The organism is Limosilactobacillus rudii, assembly GCF_014145455.1.
Taxonomy (GTDB): Bacteria; Bacillota; Bacilli; order Lactobacillales; family Lactobacillaceae; genus Limosilactobacillus; species Limosilactobacillus rudii.
The window spans coordinates 1-21820 of the sequence record NZ_JACIVB010000033.1 but is presented as its reverse complement, the minus strand read 5'-3'; the positions used below and the strand labels follow the sequence as shown (position 1 = coordinate 21820).

Here is a 21820-nt window from a genome sequence, read left to right as displayed (position 1 = left end):
GGATACTCTAATGGATGAACAAGAAACACTTTCTTATTTAACAAAATTGGGCATTAATTATCAGATAGTACATCATAAGGCTGTCTTCACAATGGATGATGTACAAAAAGTAAAGCTGCCTCACCCAGAAGCTGATGCTAAGAATTTATTTATCCGTGATGATAAGAAACGTAATTATTATCTTTTAACCGTTAAGGGCGACAAACGGGTTGATTTGAAGCAATTTCGACAGGCAAATAATACCCGCCGATTATCATTTGCATCGCCTGATGATCTCCGGCAAATATTAAATCTTTTACCAGGTTCTGTGACACCACTGGGCCTGCTAAACGATCAAGAATGTCGTGTCAGTTTTTATTTGGACTCGTATTTTGAAAATCAGCCACTAATTGCGGTCCACCCTAACACTAACACCGCAACTATTTGGCTTGATGGTACTGATCTACTTAAGGTAATTAAGCATCACGGTAATCAGGTCCATATTATTAACTTTTAAAATCAAAAATCAAGCCAACACAAAAATGCTGACTTGATTTTTTGATTTTAGTTACCTGTTAAAAGGGCGTATACGTACGAATTTTCTTCAGGACGGTAAACCCCATGAAGTTCGCCAACTTTAGTAAAGCCGTTCTTAGCAATTAAGTGTTGCATAATCTTGTTATCAACATGGGTATCAATCCGAATCGACTTAATATCTGTCCGATTCTTCTTAATGTAGTCAATTACGCTAGTGAACAACTGAGAAGCATATCCCTTACCAGCATGGTTAGAATGAATTGCTACTCGGTGAATAACAACATATTTATCAGTATCAATTAACCAATCCCCATGAAGCTCGTCATATGAGTGGTCTGGTGCTTCAACAATTGATAGTGCCCCAACAGTCTCATCATCATCTGAATCAACAAGGTATGCAAAACCCTTCTCAATATCTTCTTTAATATGTTCTTCGTTCGGGTAATCGCCCTGCCATTGATCAATCCCTTGCTCAGCTAATTGGTTTCGACCATCTCGCAGAATTTCCATAATTTGATTTAAATCATCCATTTTGGCTTGTTTGATTTGCATCGTATTACCTTCCCTTCTCATTATCACTAATTAAATGTGTTATTCGTTTAACAACTTTAATAATGTAACATACTTTATGATTTAAATACAACTATTAATTATTAAAAGTTAGTCCTTCAATATGCTATGATAACACCAAACAATAAAAGAAGGCGTTAAAATGATCAAGCTTAAAAAAATTAATTTAATATCACTAATTATTCTCCTGATGGCAACTGTATGTGTCGGCCTCACAGGAACAATCGTCCATGCCGATGTTTCTAGTAAATATGTCCATTCCACTACTCCTACTCTTTTCTTTCATGGTTACGGAAGCGGGGCTCATGCCGAAAAATATATGGTCAACGGTTTCGTTAAAGCCGGGGTATCCAAAACAGTTATCACTGCTGATGTTGCAAGCAACGGAACTGTCACACTCAAGGGAAAGATTGCTCATAATGCAATTAACCCTTTAGTAATGGTTAATTTTGATAATAGTCGAACAACAGATTACGCACTTCAGGGACAATGGGTCAAAAATGTTCTTGAAGAATTACAAGCGCAATATCATTTCAAAAAAGTAAATATCGAAGCTCATTCAATGGGAAATATGGCGGTTATGTACTACCTACTAGCAAATGCTGGTAATCATAATCTACCGCAAATTCAAAAACAAGTAGCAATGGCTGGAACATTTGATGGTGCAATTGGCTGGAATGAACCGGCTAGTTTGACAATCAATAAAAAGACAGGAAAACCATCTTCAATGAACGACACATATCAAAAGCTCCTACCACTCCGCCACCGTTACCCAACTCAAATCAAGCTCTTAAATATATACGGAGACCTAAAGGATGGCAATGATAGTCAAGTATCAAACGCTTCGTGTCAGTCACTTAAATACCTTATTAATAACCGCACCCGTTCTTATCGTGAAATTAAAATTACTGGGCCAGATGCGAAACACGAACTACTTCACCATAGTCCGCAAGTCAATAAAATTTTAATCAAATTCTTCTGGGGAAAGTAAAATGAAACTAACTGTTTAAGAACTTTATTGGAAAATGCACCAAAATATGGGCCCCTCGGGGTGGTGGCCTGCTGAGTCAAAGGAAGAAATTATTGTTGATGCAATCCTGATCCAGAATACAAACTGGCAAAATGCTGATCACGCACGGTTATTATTTAAGAATCAAACTGATTTTAAACCTTCTTCAATCCTTGCAATGACAAATGAAGAACGACAAAATGCGGTCCGTCCAGCTGGCTTTTTCCGTAATAAAAGCAAGGCAATCTACAATATTTTTTCATGGCTTGATAAATATAATTTTGACTATTCTGCCATAAAAAGTATATTTGGTACTGACTTACGGCACCACCTTCTTCAATTGCACGGCGTTGGTGAGGAAACGGCTGATGTATTGTTAACTTACGTCTTTGAAGTTCCGACTTTTATCAGTGATAAATATGCGCGGACCCTTTTTACACTTCTGGGTGTTCAAAACTTAACCGATTATCGTAGCCTTGCTAAAAGATACCAGTTAAACAATGACTTTACGATTGAAATGGCAAAAGATTTCCATGGATTAATTGATGAATTCGGCAAAGTCTACTTTCATCCCCAGACTAAGTTTAATAAAAGCTTTTTAGCTCATGATGAGTTAATTTTGAAATGACCCTTATTAATCGAGTAAAAGCATCGTGTTATGAAAACCATTCACTAGCACGATGCTTTTATTAGTTATTCAAGATTCGCTTAGTCATCTGAAAGTAATTTTTATAAAGTGCAGTGTAACGTCCCTTATTCTTATCGGGTAACCACGGCTTATCATGACCACAATAATGCAGGATAACCGTATTTTTCAATACCCAATCAGTCGTCCATTCCCCAAATGAGATTGTTTCATAAATCGTTCCCTTTCTTGTATCAAAATTATATAACTGGTCTGGAACTGATTTAATATCACGTCCATAAAGAGCATTAAGGATATCTTGATCTGGTAATAAAAGCATGTGACTTTGGATATACTCAAAGATATCCTTTGCCTGCACTTTTTTACGAATATTGTCCAAGTTCATCAATAGTACTCCTGAATTATAATAGCCATCTGCATCAAAATTTTGCAGTCTAATCTTATTAATGACATCAGTTGTATTGGTAAGATTGGTGTGAATTGCAGAAGCATATAAGTAGTCATTTAACGGAACGTTATAAAGGCTCGTTAGATCATTGACACATAAAACATCCGCATCTAGGTATAAAATCTTATGGATACTTGTTGGCAGTAGCTCGTGTGCAAACAGTCGATAATAAATGGTTGTTGGATAACGGTCAGTAACCGGTGCCTCACGAAATAAGGTATCATCTACTACTACCGGATGATAGTGCATATTTAGTTGGTTACAAAATTGCTCTAATTTAGCAGTTTGTTGTAGTTTCCCTTTTTGCAATACATAAACATTAAACTCTTGCTGTCTAGTATTGAGTTTGATTGAAAGTAGGACAGTCGCCAACTGTGTAACAAATTTATCGTTAATCGAAAATAATAAGTTCATTATTAATCTCACCTCATATAAGGATTATTTTACCTGAGATTATCAGGAGATGTGCCGTCTTATCGTTGAAATTAATTTTCTTATTTAAAAATTAAAAAATAGCGGGGATATGATATAATTAATCGAATTTATGGTTATTACATGATTAATATCTAAGCTTGATTTTAGAAAGAAGATGAATAACATTAAGTATCTTAAGCGCTGGAAATTAATGCTAACAGTTATCATGGTTAAACTTTTAACGGCTAAAGCAACCTTTGCTTCAATGGGGTCCACTGGTGGCGGCGGTACTTCTACAGGAGGCGGTATTACTTCGACGGGCGGTGGTAGTAGTTCATCTAGTAATAGTGAGCTTAATTCTTCCGGTGGAAATGATATAATTGGCCTGTTTATTTTATATTTTCTATTGGCGCCATCATTCGACTATTTAATAATTATTTTCGTTATAAGCTATTTCAAAAAGTTAGTAATAAAAATTAAAAATAAACGAGATATAGTCCAGATAAAGAAACTAAAAGCATGGATGCTTACACCCAATATGACAATTAGTAAATTTAAACAAGATCTTCGCAAACATTCTATTAAGTTAGTTAACGAAAAAGATAATCCACTTAATCAAGAATTATTACATACTTATGCAATAGCACAGTTTACGTATGGGCAATCAATTCGTCAATGTTTGACCAAAAACAGCAAATACTTAGCGGTCCTACAACAACACCTCGGTCACGTCTTTTTATCAACTATGAATAAAGAGATTAAACTAAAAGCACGGACGGGAATTATCGATGATGTAATAGTAAACGATGGCAATATTCTAAGTTGTGCAAAAATAACAGGAAATCTTATTATAGCTAAGGTCCAAGCAATTGGTCATGATGACGAAGTAAATATTTTTTCTAATTTTGATTCATCATTTAAACGGCAGCAATGGACTGATTATGTAATTTTTGGTCGAAAAGATTCATCTTCAAACTGGAAGATTTACAACATTATCTATGGCGAGCATTTTCACCTTAACGGAACTGACTATAACAAACAGACAGGTCTTGATACTGCTGGTTTTGAGGAAAAGCGCTTGGAAATTTCAGATTCCTTAATTGAATCAGCAAAAAAGTACCGAAAAAATCACCGACGATTACTCCTGTGTTCTTTCGTCATTAGTTATATCATTATTCTACTTCTCGATTATGAGCTTTTTAAGAATTGGCACCTTTTTTGATTAAGCAATAAAATTAGAATAAGCATAAATAAAAGAGGTAATAAGATGAACCAAACAGAACAATTAGCAGCAGTTAAAGCATATACAATCAGCAAGCTTGGTCAAGATAGCACTGGCCATGGGATGGACCATATCAACCGGGTCGTCAGAATGAGTGAACGCCTAGCAAATGGTGAAAAAGTGGACCCGTTTTTACCCATTGTCGCCGCATACCTGCACGACACAATTGATGAAAAACTTGTCAAAAACATTAATACTGCTAGGGAAGAATTGATTACCTATCTCAAACAAAATGAGTTCTCTCCTGACCAAGTTCAGCAAATAATGGATGTAATTAATAACATCTCCTTTGCCCATACCCTCGACGGTGAACAAATTAATTTATCAATCGTTGGACAAATTGTTCGTGATGCCGACTGGCTGGATGCAATCGGCGCAATCGGTATCACAAGAGCAATCTACTATGGCGGTGGACACCACGAAAAGATATACGATCCGGCAATCAAGCCACGGTATAATATGACTCGTGAAGAATACCGTAATCTTGCCGATGAAACAATTATTAATCACTTTGATGAAAAGCTCCTACATCTAAAAGATATGATGAATACTAAAACCGCTAAAGAGATTGCTACTCATCGTCAACAAGTAATGCTTGATTATCTTGCGGAATTTCATGCAGAATGGAATGCGGAAAAATAAAACGAAAGCTCAAAAAAAACGACCAAGAGCTGCTTATTAGCAGATTCTGGTCATTTTTCTTTGAATCACTGTAACAATGGCTAGGTTGGTCAATGTTTAACAGTTAATTACCATTGCATTATTACCAGCTTAGTTTCTGGAATCTTTATTTTTATCGTCTTTACTTTTAGAATTTCGCAAATCAACAATTATCGATCCCTGGTGCTTGGTGCCCGAAGAATTATTAGAATCATCATGGTGGTTATCAATATGTAAAGCTTTTCGAGCAACCCATCGAAAGATTAAAGAAATTGGTGCAACCAAAAAGCCATATAATAGCCCCGTGAGCAATGCATTCGGAATGATTAACTGTACAAACGTTAAACCACCTGTTGGACTACCAGTAAGAACTAATCCAATTAAACCATAGAATGCGGAAATAAAGAATAATTGAACTAATCCGGTAAAAATTGCTAACCATAATAATTGTTGATGGTTAAGATCAATAGTTAGCGAAACTTGCTTTTTTAAAATCAATCCAACAACAATTAAAATAATAATAAAATCAACTAAGACAACCCAGTCAGCGGTTCCCAGGACAATCATAATAATCGTACTAATAATAGTAACGATAAATGAAATGTTAATTCCCAACGCAACCGCAATACCGACTGCAATTACCCCAGCTAATGGCATAAACGCCTCACCTGTTGGGAGAATGGTTTGGAAACCGGTAAATGAAACTAACAGCATTAAAATACCAGCAACAATTGCCAATAATGTTTTAATTAAAACTTGTTTCTTTTTCATGCTAAAGGCTTCTTTGTCGTATCTTGCATCCATGCTAATGCCAAGGCACCCTTACCTAAGTGTGCACCAATAACGGGACCAAAATAGCTTAATTCAAACGTAATATCTGGATGATCTTCTTGTAGTTTGTCCATCCACTTTTGTCCTTCTTCAGGAACATCAGCATGCACCACCATTGCCCGAACCGGATAGTCAAGCTGAGCGATGTCCTCATCAAAAATCTGTTCACAACGCAACTTAGCTTTCTTCATCGAACGTACCTTTTCAAAGGCTTCGATTGCATGAGTTGGCGTGTGCATAGTTAGTAAAGGTTTAATTTTTAAAATTGACCCAACAAAGGCTGACGCATTAGAAAGGCGACCGCCACGAACTAAGTTTTGCAGGTCATCAACAACGAAGACGTTATTAAAAGTATCACGATACTCTGTAATCTTTTTGATAATGTCATCAAGATTATCGCCCTCATTAGCCAATTTAGCTGCTTCTAGCGCTAAATGCCCCATCATCTTAACTGTCAAATGAGAATCAAAAGGAACGATTTTAATAGTATCTTTCATTTGTTCCGCAAGCTGTTCGACAGTATCTAAATACCCGGTAATCGCCCTCGTCAAATGGATACTAATTACAGCATCATAACCGTCATCAGCTAATCCTTGATAAACTTCCATTAGCTGACCAATTGGTGTTTGTGATGTACTAGGAAAAGAGCTTGAATTGGCCATCTTTTCGTAAAAATCACTAGTAGAAATATCAACACCCTCACGGTATGTCTGACCGTCCAGCGTCACTGGGATTGGGACAACATGAATATTATTAGCCGCCACCTCTTCTGGAGAAAGGTAGGCAGTACTGTCAGTAACAACAGCAATTTTCATCTTATCAACTCCATGTTCTAAAATTATATAATTAAAAAGAATAATTGCATTTTTACGCGGATTTTACCCACATAATACAAAAAGCATACCACATCAACGACACTAAACCAACTAAAAATATGTTTACTAAAGCAACATTACTTTTCATTGATAGTTCAAAAATGTATAATTAATATTGCTATTTTCGTTTCATAAAATTCATAATCATAGGAGGATTAACTAATGTCTTTTGATGGTTTTTTTACTCATGCAATTGTTCATGAGTTAGATCAAAAATTAACAACTGGCCGGGTAGCCAAAGTTAGTCAGCCTTACCCTGCCGAATTAATAATCACTATTCGTGCACACCGAAAAAATTATCCATTACTGCTTTCCGCCAACCCAACATACCCGCGAGTTCAAATAACAGATATTCCATATAAGAACCCCGCGGTACCCACAAATTTCACAATGACGATGCGTAAATATCTTGAAGGAGCAATCGTCAATAAAATTGAACAGGTAGATAATGACCGAATTATCAAGATTATTTTTGATACTAGAGATGAACTTGGCGATACTCAACAATTAATCCTTATTATTGAGATAATGGCTCGTCACAGTAACATCTCATTAGTTAACCATAAAACCGGAAAAATTATTGATACAATTAAGCATGTTGGTTCTGACCAAAATCGTGTCCGCCTTCTACTTCCAGGAGCAACATTTGTCATGCCCCCTAAACAGGATAAAGTCAATCCTTACCTGCCAAATCAGGTTTATAGTGACCTTGTTAGACAAGCAGAGGACTTGCAGGACTTAGCACGAACATTACAACAACATTATCAGGGCCTTGGTAAAGATTCTGCACAAGAATTAGCACAGGAACTACTACAAAGTGATAATTTACCGACCACTTACCAGCAATTCCTTAACCACTTTAATAATCCGACGCCGGTAATCATTAAGCAGGCAAATGGTAAAACACAATTTGCTGCTTTTTCACCAATCGATGCTTCTGAGGCAACATTACAGCATTTTGATTCTGTTTCAGCCTTATTAGATGCTTTCTATGCCAATAAAGCCGAACAGGACCGTTCAAAAGAACTAGCTGGACAAGTACTAAAAGTTATTAAAAATGAACTTAAGAAGGATCGACGAAAAGTAAAGAAACTTCAACAACAACTAAAGGATGCCGCTACCGCAAATGAATACCGGGTACGCGGAGAGATCCTTACTACCTATCTTAGTAAATTAACCCCTGGAATGAAAGAAATCGAACTTCCTAACTTCTATAATGATAATCAACCATTAAAAATCAAACTTTCTCCCGAGCTATCCCCTTCGCGAAATGCACAAAAGTATTTTACCAAATATAACAAGCTCAAAACTTCCGTGGAATATGTTAATGAGCAGCTTAAACTTACGAACGACGAAATTCAATACTTTGAAAATATTGAAAGTCAGATTAAATTAGCCGCCCCGGCAGATATTCAAGAAATTAAGCTTGAGTTACAAGATCAAGGTTACATTAAAAAGAAGAAAAGTGGTAAAAAGCAACGTAAAGTTAAGCCAAGTGCGCCTGATGAATTTCATACTAGTGATGGAACGCTAGTATTAGTTGGTAAAAATAATCGTCAAAATGATCGCCTTAGCTTCAAAATTGCCAATAAAAATGAAATTTGGTTACACGTCAAAGATATTCCCGGATCACACGTGGTTATTCGCTCAACTAATCCAAGTGATAAGACAATCCTCGAAGCAGCCGAACTTGCCGCGTACTTTTCTAAGGGACGTGACTCTGATAATGTCCCAGTTGATTACTTACCGGTTAAGCAGTTACATAAACCAAACGGTGCCAAGCCAGGTTTTGTAATATTTCGCGGGCAAAAGACCTTGTATGTGACACCGCATAAATTAGGGAAATAGCAAAATAATTAAAAAGCATCAAAAATTGGCTAAAAGCCATTTCTTGATGCTTTTTAATTAAACCTTCATAAAGACAGCTGCACTGTAATTCTATTATTTTATTCTTCTAAGAATTGCATTTGTGCACCGATTACACGATTTCTTGCCGGAATTCCGCCTTTAACTCGTAGCGCCTTAAATGGAAATGTTGCGCGGTACGTAACAGTTCCCGGCAATGGTTCATGACCAAGTAAATCATTAACATTTACATTATCGGTAAACAACCTGGTAAAAATCCCTGGCAAGTTTATATGGAGAGCTTTAGATAAGAAAGCAACCTCTGGCAACGACAATGATTGCGTCTTTAGTAGCTTAAAGTCAGTAGCAACTTGTTCAAAAATAACTTGATATAACCCTGGCTGCTCCATCTCTAGTACTGCTGCACTGGCCTGCTTGCCAATACGCTGATATATATTAGCTGGCAGGTCAGCCGGATAGCACAAAGCTGTTGATTGATATTTCAAGGCTAATGGCGAAAAAAGATTAGTCGTCGTTCCCAATGGGTATGCATATTCTCCATCATAAACATAATTAAATGCGTAATGTTGCCGATCACTTCCAGCAGGATTCATCGGTAAATCATCTGGAACAATAACTAACTTTGTATTTAATTCATAGTTTGCTAACTCTGACAATAAATGATTATAACTAGCTGGAATAAATAAGTACTGTGGCTGCTCAATTTGCAGGATTTGCAAAATATTTTCAACAGCAGCTGGCTCAACATACCTTTTTTGCGCTAACGCTGAACTAAGGGTAACAGAACTAGGGTTAGAATTAATAACAATATTGTTAAAGCCTTCTGCACGTAACTCTTGTAAAAGCATCGCAATAAAATAATCTCCAGCGTTGCTTAAACCAAGTCGTAAGCCTCCTGTTCCAATTACTAATGCACTTGGTTGCGCAGTTTTTTTAATTTCGTTTTCTTCTTCATATGCTGAATAAAAAATACCCGTATGTTGGTCAAATTCGCCTGCTGATGGTTCTACTTCCTTATACTTTGTCGTTAGTTGATGATCACGACTCATTTGATAGACTTGCGCAGGTGAAACTTTCCATAATTTTGCTATTAAACGATTACTTAGACCATAACTCTTTGCTTTTTGCAAAATTGGCTCCTTATTCGGATGATCTGCAATCTCACGGATTAATAATCGCATTTTATTAATTTGTGCAAAATAAAATGGAGCAATCTTGGTCATTTCAGATAACTCATTAATTGAATATCCCCGTTGCATCGCTTCAATTAGCACAAATAACCGTCCTGCTTCCGGATGGACAATCTTGGCAACGAGTTGATCATCAGTTAATTGCTTTTGCGCGGCTAAATGAAAGTCTGTTGGTTCGTGGTAACGTGACTCGATCGCTTTGAATAACGCTTCAATAGTACTACGGCCGATTCCAAAAACGGTTCCAACCGAACGTTTTTCAGTTCCCAATAGTTTACTAGCTTTTGGCAGTTCACTGAATCCCCAGACTGGTACACGAGCAGCGATATGGTCCATTGTAGGTTCGATAAGCGCCGCATGGTGAACATACTTATCGCCCAAATCGATATCCCGCAAGTGCTTGCCTGCATATAGCTGGGCTGTTACCTGTGCAATAGGATATCCTGTTGACTGCTCAGCAAAAGCAGTCATTCGGTCAAAATAAGGACTATTCTTAATGACATAAAACCGATCACTATTAGTATCAAGTGCAAACTGAATATGATTGGTCCCCACAATTCGTAATTTGCGTGTAATTGCAAACGCGGTATCACGAATATCTTGAATTTGCCGATCAAGCAGTGTTTGAACAGGATTAAAGGCAATAGAATCACCAGCATGAATACCGATTGGATCCATATCTTCAATCATTGAAAGCATCATCATTGTTCCTGAACTATCACGCTGAACAATAACTTCAATTTCTTTATATCCTGCAAGACTCTGCTGAACAAAAACCTGCTCTGCTCGTGATTGATCAAGGCACTGCTTTACCGCATCAGCAAGCTCACTCCGATCGTGAACAATCTTTCGTGTACTACTACTTTTAGGTAACACTGACCTAATAATTACTGGATAGCCTAATTTATTCGCCTCGTCTAGTGCATCTTGGTAATTATTAACTGTAACAATCTTTTTAGTAGGTGCATCCATTTGTCGAAGTGTTCGCTCAAGGAGTACAGCATTATTCACCTGCCGAATAGTAGCTTCTGGAACGCCCAATAACTGAATATTTTCCTTACGAATAATTCCCTTTTCTAATAGTTCTTGGGTAAGTTCAAATGCACGTCTGTTTCCTAAAGTCGGCAAAATTGCATCTGGATGAAACTTATCAATAATATCAACAAGGCTGTCTACTTCTAAGGGCACAATACATCCTTCATCAACCTTTTCTAAACTTACAGAAAATGGATTATCATCAGCTAAAATTGTTTTTATCTTCATTTTTTTAAAGACACGCGTCACTTGATAAATTGTGGAATCTAGTTCATCCCCATGCTGAACATCATTTGCCCCGGCACCGATAATTAATACAGATTTTAGGTTTGTCACTAACGATGAACCTCCCTTCTATTCATTGTATCGATAAACTCATCAAATAAACCGTCTGTTTCATCAGGCCCTGGTGCTCCATCCGGGAAAAACTGAACTGAAAAAGCTGGATAGCGACGGTGCCGCAACCCTTGAACGCTACCATCAATCATATCAACATAAGTTATAAACAACTGTGATCGATCAACGGAATTACGGTCAATGATATACCCTTCTCCTTGGGTGGCATAGACAATATGATCAGTAATGATCTCATGGATCGGATGGTTCATCCCATGGTGTTCTACAGGAATCGGCTTCACACTCGTACCATTAGCAATTCCAAACAGTTCATGGCCTAGGCCAATTGCAAATAACGGTATTTTCGTTTGAACTGTACGAATCATCTCTAAAACTGACTTACGGACATTTTGTGGATTCCCCGGACCGCTAGACAAAACCACGCCATCAGGATCTAAGCGTAAAATTTCGTCGGCAGTGGCGGTATATGGCAAAACAGTAATATTACATTTTCGCCGACTAAGTTCGCGTAAGACCCCATGTTTTAATCCAAAATCAATGACAACAATACTTAAACCAGTACCAGGATTAGGATATGGCTTAGGGGTAGAAACTTGAGCCACTTGTTGGTTTGTTAATACCGTTGCATGGAGTTGATCAAAGGCATGATCATCTGGTACAGGGACAATACTTCCCTTTAAAGGTCGCCCAGCTTTACGTAATTTATGAACAACCGCCCTAGTATCGATATTGGTAATTCCTGGTATATTCATTTGTTGTAAATACTTGTCAAGGGTTAACTGTCGATCATTATCTGTCGTGGCGTCTGAAAGCGAGCGGACAATAACCCCCTTAATTGTTGGTACAATTGTTTCGTATATATTTCGCTGAATTCCATAACTGCCAATATTAGGCTGGGTAAAAACAACAATTTGATTATTATATATTTGATTAGTAATAATTTCTTGATAGCCAGTCATACTTGTATTAAATACAACTTCTCCAAAAGTTACTGCCGGAGATCCAAAACCTTCTCCTGCAAAAACAGAACCATCTTCAAATATTAGGTATCGTGCTGCCACTTTTTCACTCTCCTAAATAACTTTGTTACTAATTGATCAATGTTATTATGAACGTTATTACTGCTAAACACAAGTAATTATTGGTCGACCTTTCGTAAATGTTCAATCATCTTTTGAAAATATGATGGTAATGGCGCAGTAAAGACCATTTCTGTACCGGTACGCGGATGCTTAAATCCTAATAGACGAGCATGAAGGTATTGTCCATTGCCGGCAAGTGTCTTTCGCGGTCCATATAACGGATCTCCTGCTAATGGATGACCAATATATTTCATATGTACACGAATTTGATGCGTACGACCAGTTTCAAGCTGGCAAGCGACTAAAGTATAATCCTTAAACCGCTCTAAAACAGTAAAATGAGTAATAGCATGGCGCCCATTATCTACTACTGCTTGTTTTTTACGATCCTTTAATGACCGACCAATGGGAGCATCGATTGTCCCTTTATCTTCTTTAATAACCCCATGAACTAGCGCTACATATTCGCGTTTATTGGTTTTTGCCTTTAATTGACCTGCCAGTGACCGATGAGCCATATCATTTTTTGCAACCATAAGTAGCCCAGACGTATCCTTGTCAATCCGATGAACGATCCCTGGACGAAATTCACCATTAATTGTTGATAGTGGCGAGTGATATAGGAGTGCATTTACAAGGGTATGATCTGGATGCCCCGGCGCTGGATGAACTACCATCCCTTGTGGCTTATTTACAACAATAACGTCTTCATCTTCATAGACAATATCTAGCGGGATTTTTTCAGGTTTTAAGTCAATTTTCTGTGGTTTTTCTGGAATTATTTCGACTTTATCGCCAACTGCCAATTTATATTTTGGCTTTACCTGTTGATCATTAACCAATACATGCCCATCTTCTATCCAATGTTGGAGCTGTGAACGAGAGAATTGGTCAAAGTGGTGACTAAGCTGTTTATCTATCCTCCCCGTTAATTCTGTACCAATTATTAATTCAAATTGTTCTGGCATCTTAATCCTTCTCCTTTAAGATACATACAATCAACCACAAAACGCCGACTGTTAGGCACATATCTGCAATATTAAATACTGGAAAATTAATAAAGGTTGTTTCAAACATATCAACTACATATCCTTGTGTTAACCGATCAATAAAATTTCCAATGGTTCCTGCCATAACTAGCGCAAGCCCTACTAACATTGAAAAATTTTGTCGATAGTGCCAGATGAAATAGGCAATAACAATAATCGCAATAATTGTTATGATTGTAAAAAATGTCTGTTGACCTTCAAATAAACTCCAGGCGGCACCTGTATTTTGAAGATTTGTTAACGCCATTATTCCCGGTATTAGTTGCTTACTTCCACCAATTGCAATTGTCGTGGCGACCCAATGTTTTAATAGCTGGTCACAAATTGTTAAAATTAAAATAATTACCGTAGCCAAACTAAGTAACAATTATTGTACCTCCTGTTGCTTAAGCGCCAATTTTAAACGGGCAATTGCTTTAGAAGTAAATGTAAAGTTTAGTACTTCGCCATTAACTGTAACTGTTACAGTATGCTTAGTAAAATGCGGTTGGCGAATATCTGCAATTGGAATAACTAAATAATTTTTTTGGAGCAACCGGTTAAACACCATCTTAGTCGGTGTAATAATTACTGTCCGTCGCCGCCACTCTAATAGTGCTAATATGGCAAAAATAGCAAAGAAAAGGGCACTTAACCATTGAAAATGAGTTATTTCCAGCCAAGTTACCAATCCTGCAATGAAAAACATGAAGGTCCAACACCAACAAATAATTGTTCCGGTTAAATCTGGCTGATAAAAGTAACGAGTTTCTTCTTCCATAATACTTACAATTTCATCCTTTCAGAAAAGAGGCTTTTTTATGATTAAGATTTATACAGATGCGGCAACTAAAGGCAACCCTGGTCCAACTGGATTGGGGGCAGTGATCATTGTCGATCATAAGCAGATTCAACTTTCTAACCTCGCACCAATAATGGATAACCACCACGGTGAATTTGCAGCCGCTCAATTCGGTTTTAAATACCTAATCAATCATTTTAGTAAAAATGAAACAATTTTATTTTATACTGATAGTCGTATTTTAAGCGATGCAGTCGGTAAAAATTATACAAAACATTATAAAAAAGAATTAGACGATCTTAATCGTCTAATGTGCTATTTTAATATTGTAATTACACGGTGGGTCCCAGAAAACCAGAATCACGGGGCACATAACCTTGCAAATCAAGCATTGCATAAATTTAAATAGTTATAATTTGCCCCCTATGTGCCCCCTAACGCTTATCTAAAACCATCCAAATCGCCTAAATCCCTTGCTATTGCAGCGCTTTGATCTTGGAGCGATCCTTTTTGCCCCAATACTGGAATAGATCCGTCCGTAATGCACCATTGTAAAGTTTGCGGCGCTTAGTAGCTTTAGCACCATAATATTTTTCAAACTCCATATCTGCCGTCAAAATATACTTACTCCATGTAGTCATTGGTCGGTATAATTCACCCATTTGCCGGTATAGCTCATGAACTGACGCTTCATCACTTAAACGCTCCCCATATGGCGGATTAGCGACAATTACCCCATTAACTTTGCTAGTATGCCAATCCTTAACCGCTAGTTGTTTAAACTGAATATCATGTGTTAATCCAGCAGCACGTGAATTTTCCTGCGCAATATCAATCATGTTTTGATCAATATCGTATCCATGTATATCAAGTTCAATATCATAAATAGCTTTAGCATCAGCTTCATCATGAACTTCATCCGACAAACCATCAGGTACTAAGTTAACCCACTGCTCGCAGATAAAAGAACGATTTATACCTGGTGCAATATTATGGCCATAAAGAGCTGCTTCAATCGGAATAGTTCCCGAGCCACATACAGGATCTACAAACGGGTTATCCGGAAACCAGTGCGCAAGCATAACTAATGCAGCTGCCATGTTCTCTTTAAGAGGAGCACCACCTTTATTTTTTCGATACCCACGCTTAAATAGACCGGCACCACTAGTATCAAGAGTCAATAGGACGTGATCTTTGTTAATCGCTACTTCCAACGGATAAGTTGCACCTGACTCTGCTAATCTTGTTCGGCGATGATACGCATTACTCAGCCGCTGAACAATTGCCTTTTTAGTAATTGCTTGAACGCTTGGTACATTATGTAGCTGTGAATTATGACTCTTTCCTTCAACGGGGAATTTAGCATCTAGCGGTAGTAAATTTTCCCATGCAATGCTTTCAGTTCGATCAAATAATTCTTCAAAAGAACAAGCATCAAATTCACCAACAATAATTTTTACCCGGTCTGCAGTTCGTAACCATAGATTCGTTCGAATGACATCTTTCATCGTTCCTTGAAAACGAACCCGACCGTTTTCTACCTTTGTTTCATATCCAAGGTCACGTAATTCTTTACCGACTAGCGCTTCAATTCCCGCAGCCGCTGTAGCAATTAATTGGTATGTTTGCACATTAAACTCTCCTCGCTTTTATATTCTAGTATTTATTCTACCTTATGTTACAGAAAAGTGGAAAAAAGCTACAAAAAAAGCATCTGAAAATTACTTTTCAAATGCCTTATCTGTTAAAACTTTATAAATCCGCTCAATATCACGGGTGGTGCCTCGAGATTCAAAAGCGGCTAATAAAGGTAAATTGTAGTCACGGGCATAAGTCTTGGCCGTAATAACAAACATTTTACCTAATGTTAGATTTCCACTTCCAATAAAACCTAAACAATTTTCTATATTATTATCTGTTTCCAAATAATCTCTCATTGGATTCGTCAATATTTCTGTCAAAGTCGGTGTAAATTTGCTTCCTCCTACCATGTAAGTAGGAAGAATTACAAAGAAATTTGTCTCACTCTTAACAGGTATCGTCTGTTCAGAAATCTCAAGTAATTCGATAACAGGATTATCGTTATTTAAGTGGTTTTGTTGTGCAGCATACTCCTGAAGACGATGAGTAAATGATCGAACATTTCCAGAAAATGACATATAAACAATTGTAATTTTCTTATTCATAATTCCCTAATATCTGATTCTTCTATTTTCACTAATCTATCGATAAATAAATTAAGTAAGCAAAAAGCAAGTTTTAATGCATTTCAAACTGGATAATGTTCAATTTAGTTCATTAAATCTAGTCAATCTCATTTTCTTTTTCCCTCTCTTTTTTTATACTATTATAAGCCGTTTGCCTATTAATTAAAATAGTTATTTCTCATTTACTAGGTATTCTAACGCTTAACTGTCTAATACTGAGAATCACTATCACTGTTTATTTATAGTAATTAAGGAATTATCTTAAAAATATTTTAATAATTATTTAGAAAAATATTTATCTATATTTAACTATTAAAATTTATTGCTTATATATCAAAGCAATAAAAAAACCCGAGCGAACTCGGGTGCCTGTATGCAAGAATCTGTAGGCCATGTTTTGTCATAATACAATTATCAGGCATAACTGTATCGAGGTAATCATCTATCTCAGAGCATATAATACTCTCCCCTGGAATCACTTCAATTCGTTATCCAAAGCTCCCCTACCGTAGTTTGGGTTTACCGCTTGAGGGGTTTACCGCGTTCCACCAGTACCGTTTCCAATACTGTATCGTCACTGTGGCACTTTTCAGGAATACTAAGACATAGTAAAACCTTAGTCTGTTTTTCCGCCGTCACCAAAGAATGGTGCCCCGCCTTATTTTTTCAGCGAGCACAAACACTACAAGCATCGCAGCTTGTGCGAGCATGGACCTTCCTAACACAACATAAAGCTGTGCTCAATTACCCAAGACTTGCATATATTTTTAATAAAATAAAACGACACGCACTAAAGCAAATGTGAGTCATTACTATTATCATTACCGTCTAATTGAGAACCGAATACCCGTCGTTCAAGATTAGATAAACGCTTTAAAATATCCATATTAGTGGCACTCGAAACTGGCTGACGAGAAGTAGTTTGACTACTCATTGAAGAACCAACTTCAACTTGACGATTTAATTCATCGACTTTAGCTCTTAAACGTTCATTTTCATCATTTAAACGTTCAATTTCTTTATTATAGGTGTCGTAGTCTTTAATAACATCATCTAAGAAAGCATCAACATCCGCTTCATCGTAGCCTTTGCCAATATTTCTCTCCTTAAATTGCTTGTGCAAAATATCTTGTGGAGTAAATTTTATGTTATCCAACTTAAACACCTCAATTGTTTAGTTTGCGTAATCCAATAACTATAATACCAAACCTAAAAGTAATTGCAAGTCTATTGTTCATATTTTTCTCTTTGTAGTTCCGTCCACTCTTCGGCAGCTTCTTGAAGCTCGTCAAAATCAATAAGCCGTACCTGATAATCATTATTATTTGAAAATTTACGACTTATTACATAATCATATTTTGGTTTACCTTCATGTTCAGGATCATAAAGTAGAAGTGCTTCATCTGTATGGTTAAGCATGAATTGCTGGTAATTGCGTAACTGTTGTGGCGATTGGTAAGGCTTTTCAGAAACGTTTGCAAAAAAATCTACTTTTTGCGTTGCATTTGCCAATTTCATTTGATTTTCTTCATTCCATTGCTTACCGAATTCAGCAAATGGCAACATCATTGCGACCTTTAATTGCGAATAATCATCTTTTAACCGCGTAGCTACTTCAATTGTCCATCTCTCAACTCCCATCTGTGGACCCGTAATTGCCCACAATTCTTCTTCACTTTGCTCCAATTGCTCTTTCAGGTATCTCTCAAGGACAGATTGTATTACCTTAACTTTTGGATCATTATCTTTAAAAACATTTAGTTCGTAGCTCCGATATCCAGTTATCCATATGCGTTTCATAAAAACCTCCGTTAGTCATCGTTTTATACTAAGTTGCAAAATAGTTTTTTAATCAAAAAATTGAATTAAACATTGTTATGACAATCTTTAGCCTAAATTTTTGTAATCATCTTGTATAAATCATCAAGCAAGTAGTCTGGTATAATAGGTCTCTAGTTAGGAGAGTGATTATAGTGACCATTCACTATCCCAATGGTCAGCAACCCGTACAACACTATATTACACATAAAGAATTGCCGACACCACACCAATCAATCTATGCAAAACGGGGAATGTCGTTAGAGGATGAAATAAATCACAGTAATCAATATTATCTTGCACGCCATATCGCAGTTATTCATAAAAAGCCGACTCCTGTTCAACTTGTGAAAGTCGACTATCCTAAACGAAGCGCGGCCGTTATTCGCGAAGCATACTTCCGTCGCCCTTCAACAACAGATTATAATGGCGTGTATCGGGGCTATTATATTGACTTTGATGCGAAAGAAACACGTAACAAAAATTCTTTCCCATTAAAAAACTTTCATCCCCATCAAATTCAGCATATGCGTGAATGTGTAGCACAGGGTGGAATTTGTTTTGCCTTCATAAAGTTTACAGAACTGGATTTACTCTATCTTCTCCCTGCTACAAACCTTTTTAAATATTGGGATCAGCAACAAAGCGGCGGTCGTAAATCAATTTTACGAACAGATATTGCTAAAGAAGGCTATCAAATTCATTATCAACTTAATCCACGCTTACCATATTTAAGCGCCGTTGATAAAATAATTGCTGCAAAAGCGTAAAGGAGTTTACTATGTCAAATGATAATCAGCCAACGCGCAGTGAGCGTCACAATACTGATGATAATCAACAGCGTAATGTTGGCGGCTTAATAAAGAAAATCCTACTATGGGTGGTTGGGATTGTCGTGCTACTAATCGTTGCATCAGCAGCACTATTTTTCTACTACGCTTCTAGCGCTCCCAAAATCAGTAGAAATGATTTAACAAGTCAGAGTATTACGACAATCTATGATGATCAAAACCGCGTAATTTCCCGTTTAGGAGCACAAAAACGAGAATATGCTAAAAATGATCAAATCCCCAAACAGTTAAAGGATGCAGTTGTTTCAATTGAAGACCGGCGTTTCTACAAACACCACGGGGTCGACACAATCCGAATTATGGGAGCAGCTACATCTAACATTTTTGGTCGTTCATCTGGTATGCAGGGAGGAAGTACGTTAACACAACAATTAGTTAAATTATCTGTTTTCTCTACAGCAGCCTCAGATCGAACTTTAAAGCGTAAAGCGCAAGAAGCATGGCTAGCGATCAACGTTGAACGACACTTTAGTAAGAGTCAAATTCTTGATTTTTACATTAACAAAGTTTATATGGGAAATGGTGTCTATGGGATGCAAACAGCAGCTCAGTATTACTATGGAAAAGATTTAAATGACTTAGACCTTTCTCAACTTGCTCTTTTAGCTGGAATGCCACAATCGCCAACTTATTATAATCCATTAGTAAATAATACTAAGTACGCAACACAGCGGCGAAATGAAGTATTAAATGCAATGGTTCGCAGTAAGTACATTAGTCAGGCTCAAGCAAATCAAGCTGCAAGTGAAAGTGTTACTGCTGATTTGGATCCAGACCATGGTAATATTTCCGGAAGTGGTACAGCAGCAAAAGCTAAAGTAGTTGATCCATATGTAAAACAAGTATTAGCTGACTTGCAAGCTCAAGGCTATAATCCATATAGCGATGGTTTAAAGGTTCATACTAATCTCGATTTAGATGCACAACAGCACTTGTATGATGCTGCTAATAACGGTGTGCAATTCCAAAACGATAAAATGCAAGCTGGAGTAGCTGTTACAGATCCTCACAATGGTCAAATTATCGCTATGCTTGGTGGACGCCACACTGGTAATGTTGTTTATGGTCTTAACCGTGCTGTTCAAAGCAACCGAAGCTCTGGTTCAACCGCAAAGCCTTTAATGGATTATGGTCCCGCCATTGAGTATCTTCAGTGGCCGACATTTAAGCCAATTGCAGATACAAGGTTTGTTTTCCCCGGAACAAACACAGTACTCCACGACTTTGACAAGAAATATAAAGGTACGATGACAATGCGTGAAGCGCTTGTTCAATCACGAAATGTTCCTGCTATCCGTGCTCTACAAGCAGTCGGTATTAAACGGGCAACTACCTTCCTCGACGGTCTTGGTATTTCGCAAAAACAACCTTATACATTGCAAAATGGGATTGCCTTGTATATTTCACCCCTTCAGGTTTCTGCTGCCTATGCTGCTTTTGCTAATGGCGGTACATATTACAAACCTTATTACATCAATTCAATTACGACTCAAGATGGCAATGTAAAACAATTTAATCCTAAAGGTAGTCGTGCAATGAATAAAGCCACTGCCTACATGATTACTGATATGTTAAAGGGTGTATTTAATGATTCGCAAGGTAGTGCCACTGATGCCAAGATTAACGGGGTCAACCAAGCCGGTAAGACTGGTACCACTAACTATCCAGGAAATTCCGGACAGTCTGGGGTAATGGATTCATGGATGGCCGGCTACACTAAAAACTATTCTATTGCTGTGTGGACCGGTTATGATCATCCCTTAGAGCCTGGTGGTAGTATTTCAGAACAATATGTTAAATCTGCGCAGCTGCTTTATAAGGACCTGATGCAATACCTTGATAGTCAAAATCACGCTTCTGATTGGACGATGCCTGATACTGTTGAAGCAGTTCGGGTTAAGGGTAAACGGCAATTAGTAATTCGTGATTCTAAATGGGCATTTGAGTATACTGAAGACACATCAGATAACCATTCAGATAGTTCGTCATCAAGCTCAAGTGAATCATCATCAAGTTCAGTTTCTAGCAGTAGTAGTGAAAACAGGCCAGAAGCTCATAACAATGATGAGAATAATCATAACGAATCATCATCAAGTAGTACACCTGCTAGTTCCAGTTCATCTGCACCAGCAGCAAGTTCTAGCTCTGCTTCATCAAGTGCTCCATCAACACAACCAAGCAATACCCCTCAACAATAGGTCGTAAATTTATATGTAATCGAGTAGGAGATAATTGATTAATTCAATTATCGACCTCTCACACCACCGTACGTACGGTTCCGTATACGGCGGTTCGACAACTTAATCACTTTGAATTAACTGGAGCGTCTTGGA

22 protein-coding genes and 1 other RNA gene are annotated in these 21820 nt (G+C 37.3%); 9 read left to right on the top strand and 14 right to left on the bottom strand.

From position 1 onward, the window contains the following. Nucleotides 1–10 precede the first annotated feature (10 nt). On the top strand, nucleotides 11–496 hold the full coding sequence (locus H5S39_RS02005) for a prolyl-tRNA synthetase associated domain-containing protein (RefSeq protein WP_182595380.1): 486 nt from the start codon (nucleotides 11–13) through the stop codon (nucleotides 494–496). A 47-nt stretch (nucleotides 497–543) separates the two neighbouring features. Here the strand turns inward: H5S39_RS02005 and H5S39_RS02000 are convergent, their stop codons facing one another. Continuing rightward, the gene (locus H5S39_RS02000; protein WP_182595381.1) at nucleotides 544–1068 is read right to left on the bottom strand and encodes a GNAT family N-acetyltransferase; all 525 of its coding nucleotides are present in this window, start codon (nucleotides 1066–1068) and stop codon (nucleotides 544–546) included. Between the two features lie 208 nt (nucleotides 1069–1276). On the opposite strand from H5S39_RS02000, the gene H5S39_RS01995 reads away from it, so the two are divergent. Both H5S39_RS01995 and H5S39_RS01990 read left to right on the top strand, forming a co-directional pair. Continuing rightward, a complete protein-coding gene (locus H5S39_RS01995) occupies nucleotides 1277–2077 on the top strand; it encodes an alpha/beta hydrolase (protein ID WP_231832898.1) in 801 nt (266 codons plus the stop codon). 34 nt (nucleotides 2078–2111) lie between these two features. Beyond that, nucleotides 2112–2723 (top strand): endonuclease III domain-containing protein, encoded by a 612-nt coding sequence (locus tag H5S39_RS01990; RefSeq protein ID WP_182595383.1) that lies wholly within the window; start codon nucleotides 2112–2114, stop codon nucleotides 2721–2723. A gap of 61 nt (nucleotides 2724–2784) precedes the next feature. On the opposite strand, the gene H5S39_RS01985 is transcribed toward H5S39_RS01990, so the two are convergent. Further along, entirely contained in the window at nucleotides 2785–3603 is an 819-nt protein-coding gene (locus H5S39_RS01985) for a glycosyltransferase family 8 protein (RefSeq protein ID WP_182595384.1), read from the bottom strand. 175 nt (nucleotides 3604–3778) lie between these two features. On the opposite strand from H5S39_RS01985, the gene H5S39_RS01980 reads away from it, so the two are divergent. Together H5S39_RS01980 and H5S39_RS01975 are read left to right on the top strand one after the other, a co-directional pair. Then, nucleotides 3779–4825: a hypothetical protein gene (locus H5S39_RS01980; protein ID WP_182595385.1), complete on the top strand. Its 1047-nt coding sequence runs from the start codon at nucleotides 3779–3781 to the stop codon at nucleotides 4823–4825. Nucleotides 4826–4870: 45 nt separating this feature from the next. Further along, entirely contained in the window at nucleotides 4871–5527 is a 657-nt protein-coding gene (locus H5S39_RS01975; RefSeq protein WP_182595386.1) for an HD domain-containing protein, read from the top strand. 129 nt (nucleotides 5528–5656) lie between these two features. Here H5S39_RS01975 and H5S39_RS01970 read toward each other — a convergent pair whose 3' ends face one another. Further along, on the bottom strand, nucleotides 5657–6316 hold the full coding sequence (locus H5S39_RS01970) for a hypothetical protein (protein ID WP_231832895.1): 660 nt from the start codon (nucleotides 6314–6316) through the stop codon (nucleotides 5657–5659). Continuing rightward, complete coding sequence (fakB, locus tag H5S39_RS01965) at nucleotides 6313–7191, bottom strand: fatty acid kinase binding subunit FakB (RefSeq protein WP_182595388.1); 879 nt, start codon at nucleotides 7189–7191, stop codon at nucleotides 6313–6315. Before fakB ends, H5S39_RS01970 begins: the two co-directional genes overlap by 4 nt. A gap of 222 nt (nucleotides 7192–7413) precedes the next feature. Here fakB and H5S39_RS01960 point away from each other — a divergent pair, with 222 nt between their 5' ends. Next, nucleotides 7414–9099, top strand: coding sequence for an NFACT RNA binding domain-containing protein (locus H5S39_RS01960; protein ID WP_182595389.1), 1686 nt, complete (start codon nucleotides 7414–7416; stop codon nucleotides 9097–9099). Between the two features lie 98 nt (nucleotides 9100–9197). Here H5S39_RS01960 and H5S39_RS01955 read toward each other — a convergent pair whose 3' ends face one another. The 5 genes from H5S39_RS01955 to H5S39_RS01935 all read right to left on the bottom strand — a co-directional run bounded on the left by H5S39_RS01955 (nucleotide 9198) and on the right by H5S39_RS01935 (nucleotide 14590). Beyond that, complete coding sequence (locus H5S39_RS01955) at nucleotides 9198–11678, bottom strand: ATP-binding protein (RefSeq protein WP_182595390.1); 2481 nt, start codon at nucleotides 11676–11678, stop codon at nucleotides 9198–9200. Next, nucleotides 11678–12760 carry a carbamoyl phosphate synthase small subunit gene (locus H5S39_RS01950; RefSeq protein ID WP_182595391.1) on the bottom strand — a complete coding sequence of 361 codons (1083 nt, stop codon included), beginning with the start codon at nucleotides 12758–12760 and terminating at the stop codon, nucleotides 11678–11680. The genes H5S39_RS01955 and H5S39_RS01950 overlap by 1 nt, the downstream gene beginning before the upstream one ends. A gap of 77 nt (nucleotides 12761–12837) precedes the next feature. Then, nucleotides 12838–13749 (bottom strand): RluA family pseudouridine synthase, encoded by a 912-nt coding sequence (locus tag H5S39_RS01945; RefSeq protein ID WP_182595392.1) that lies wholly within the window; start codon nucleotides 13747–13749, stop codon nucleotides 12838–12840. Nucleotide 13750: 1 nt separating this feature from the next. Continuing rightward, on the bottom strand, nucleotides 13751–14197 hold the full coding sequence (gene lspA, locus H5S39_RS01940; protein ID WP_182595393.1) for a signal peptidase II: 447 nt from the start codon (nucleotides 14195–14197) through the stop codon (nucleotides 13751–13753). After that, nucleotides 14198–14590, bottom strand: coding sequence for an EbsA family protein (locus tag H5S39_RS01935; protein WP_182595394.1), 393 nt, complete (start codon nucleotides 14588–14590; stop codon nucleotides 14198–14200). 40 nt (nucleotides 14591–14630) lie between these two features. Here H5S39_RS01935 and H5S39_RS01930 point away from each other — a divergent pair, with 40 nt between their 5' ends. Beyond that, nucleotides 14631–15020, top strand: a complete 390-nt coding sequence (locus H5S39_RS01930) for a ribonuclease HI family protein (protein WP_182595395.1) — start codon at nucleotides 14631–14633, stop codon at nucleotides 15018–15020. Nucleotides 15021–15087: 67 nt separating this feature from the next. Here H5S39_RS01930 and H5S39_RS01925 read toward each other — a convergent pair whose 3' ends face one another. The 5 genes from H5S39_RS01925 to H5S39_RS01905 all read right to left on the bottom strand — a co-directional run bounded on the left by H5S39_RS01925 (nucleotide 15088) and on the right by H5S39_RS01905 (nucleotide 18618). Then, a complete protein-coding gene (locus H5S39_RS01925) occupies nucleotides 15088–16242 on the bottom strand; it encodes a THUMP domain-containing class I SAM-dependent RNA methyltransferase (protein ID WP_182595396.1) in 1155 nt (384 codons plus the stop codon). Nucleotides 16243–16332: 90 nt separating this feature from the next. Then, nucleotides 16333–16797, bottom strand: a complete 465-nt coding sequence (locus H5S39_RS01920; RefSeq protein WP_220477027.1) for a class Ib ribonucleoside-diphosphate reductase assembly flavoprotein NrdI — start codon at nucleotides 16795–16797, stop codon at nucleotides 16333–16335. Between the two features lie 402 nt (nucleotides 16798–17199). Next, nucleotides 17200–17574, bottom strand: an RNA gene (gene rnpB, locus H5S39_RS01915) — RNase P RNA component class B. 34 nt (nucleotides 17575–17608) lie between these two features. Continuing rightward, nucleotides 17609–17974 carry a cell division regulator GpsB gene (gene gpsB, locus H5S39_RS01910; RefSeq protein WP_182595397.1) on the bottom strand — a complete coding sequence of 122 codons (366 nt, stop codon included), beginning with the start codon at nucleotides 17972–17974 and terminating at the stop codon, nucleotides 17609–17611. A gap of 71 nt (nucleotides 17975–18045) precedes the next feature. After that, complete coding sequence (locus tag H5S39_RS01905) at nucleotides 18046–18618, bottom strand: SLOG family protein (RefSeq protein WP_182595398.1); 573 nt, start codon at nucleotides 18616–18618, stop codon at nucleotides 18046–18048. A 173-nt stretch (nucleotides 18619–18791) separates the two neighbouring features. Here H5S39_RS01905 and recU point away from each other — a divergent pair, with 173 nt between their 5' ends. Both recU and H5S39_RS01895 read left to right on the top strand, forming a co-directional pair. Continuing rightward, on the top strand, nucleotides 18792–19406 hold the full coding sequence (gene recU / locus H5S39_RS01900; RefSeq protein WP_182595399.1) for a Holliday junction resolvase RecU: 615 nt from the start codon (nucleotides 18792–18794) through the stop codon (nucleotides 19404–19406). A gap of 11 nt (nucleotides 19407–19417) precedes the next feature. Continuing rightward, nucleotides 19418–21685: a PBP1A family penicillin-binding protein gene (locus H5S39_RS01895; RefSeq protein ID WP_182595400.1), complete on the top strand. Its 2268-nt coding sequence runs from the start codon at nucleotides 19418–19420 to the stop codon at nucleotides 21683–21685. The last annotated feature ends 135 nt before the right edge of the window (nucleotides 21686–21820 follow it).

Bases quoted from the DNA above. Each gene is read 5' to 3' on its own strand.
- H5S39_RS02005 (WP_182595380.1), top strand. From the start codon at position 11: ATGGATGAACAAGAAACACTTTCTTATTTAACAAAATTGGGCATTAAT.
- H5S39_RS02000 (WP_182595381.1), bottom strand. From the start codon at position 1,068: ATGCAAATCAAACAAGCCAAAATGGATGATTTAAATCAAATTATGGAA.
- H5S39_RS01995 (WP_231832898.1), top strand. From the start codon at position 1,277: ATGGCAACTGTATGTGTCGGCCTCACAGGAACAATCGTCCATGCCGAT.
- H5S39_RS01990 (WP_182595383.1), top strand. From the start codon at position 2,112: ATGCACCAAAATATGGGCCCCTCGGGGTGGTGGCCTGCTGAGTCAAAG.
- H5S39_RS01985 (WP_182595384.1), bottom strand. From the start codon at position 3,603: ATGAACTTATTATTTTCGATTAACGATAAATTTGTTACACAGTTGGCG.
- H5S39_RS01980 (WP_182595385.1), top strand. From the start codon at position 3,779: ATGAATAACATTAAGTATCTTAAGCGCTGGAAATTAATGCTAACAGTT.
- H5S39_RS01975 (WP_182595386.1), top strand. From the start codon at position 4,871: ATGAACCAAACAGAACAATTAGCAGCAGTTAAAGCATATACAATCAGC.
- H5S39_RS01970 (WP_231832895.1), bottom strand. From the start codon at position 6,316: ATGAAAAAGAAACAAGTTTTAATTAAAACATTATTGGCAATTGTTGCT.
- fakB (WP_182595388.1), bottom strand. From the start codon at position 7,191: ATGAAAATTGCTGTTGTTACTGACAGTACTGCCTACCTTTCTCCAGAA.
- H5S39_RS01960 (WP_182595389.1), top strand. From the start codon at position 7,414: ATGTCTTTTGATGGTTTTTTTACTCATGCAATTGTTCATGAGTTAGAT.
- H5S39_RS01945 (WP_182595392.1), bottom strand. From the start codon at position 13,749: ATGCCAGAACAATTTGAATTAATAATTGGTACAGAATTAACGGGGAGG.
- H5S39_RS01935 (WP_182595394.1), bottom strand. From the start codon at position 14,590: ATGGAAGAAGAAACTCGTTACTTTTATCAGCCAGATTTAACCGGAACA.
- H5S39_RS01930 (WP_182595395.1), top strand. From the start codon at position 14,631: ATGATTAAGATTTATACAGATGCGGCAACTAAAGGCAACCCTGGTCCA.
- H5S39_RS01920 (WP_220477027.1), bottom strand. From the start codon at position 16,797: ATGAATAAGAAAATTACAATTGTTTATATGTCATTTTCTGGAAATGTT.
- H5S39_RS01905 (WP_182595398.1), bottom strand. From the start codon at position 18,618: ATGAAACGCATATGGATAACTGGATATCGGAGCTACGAACTAAATGTT.
- H5S39_RS01895 (WP_182595400.1), top strand. From the start codon at position 19,418: ATGTCAAATGATAATCAGCCAACGCGCAGTGAGCGTCACAATACTGAT.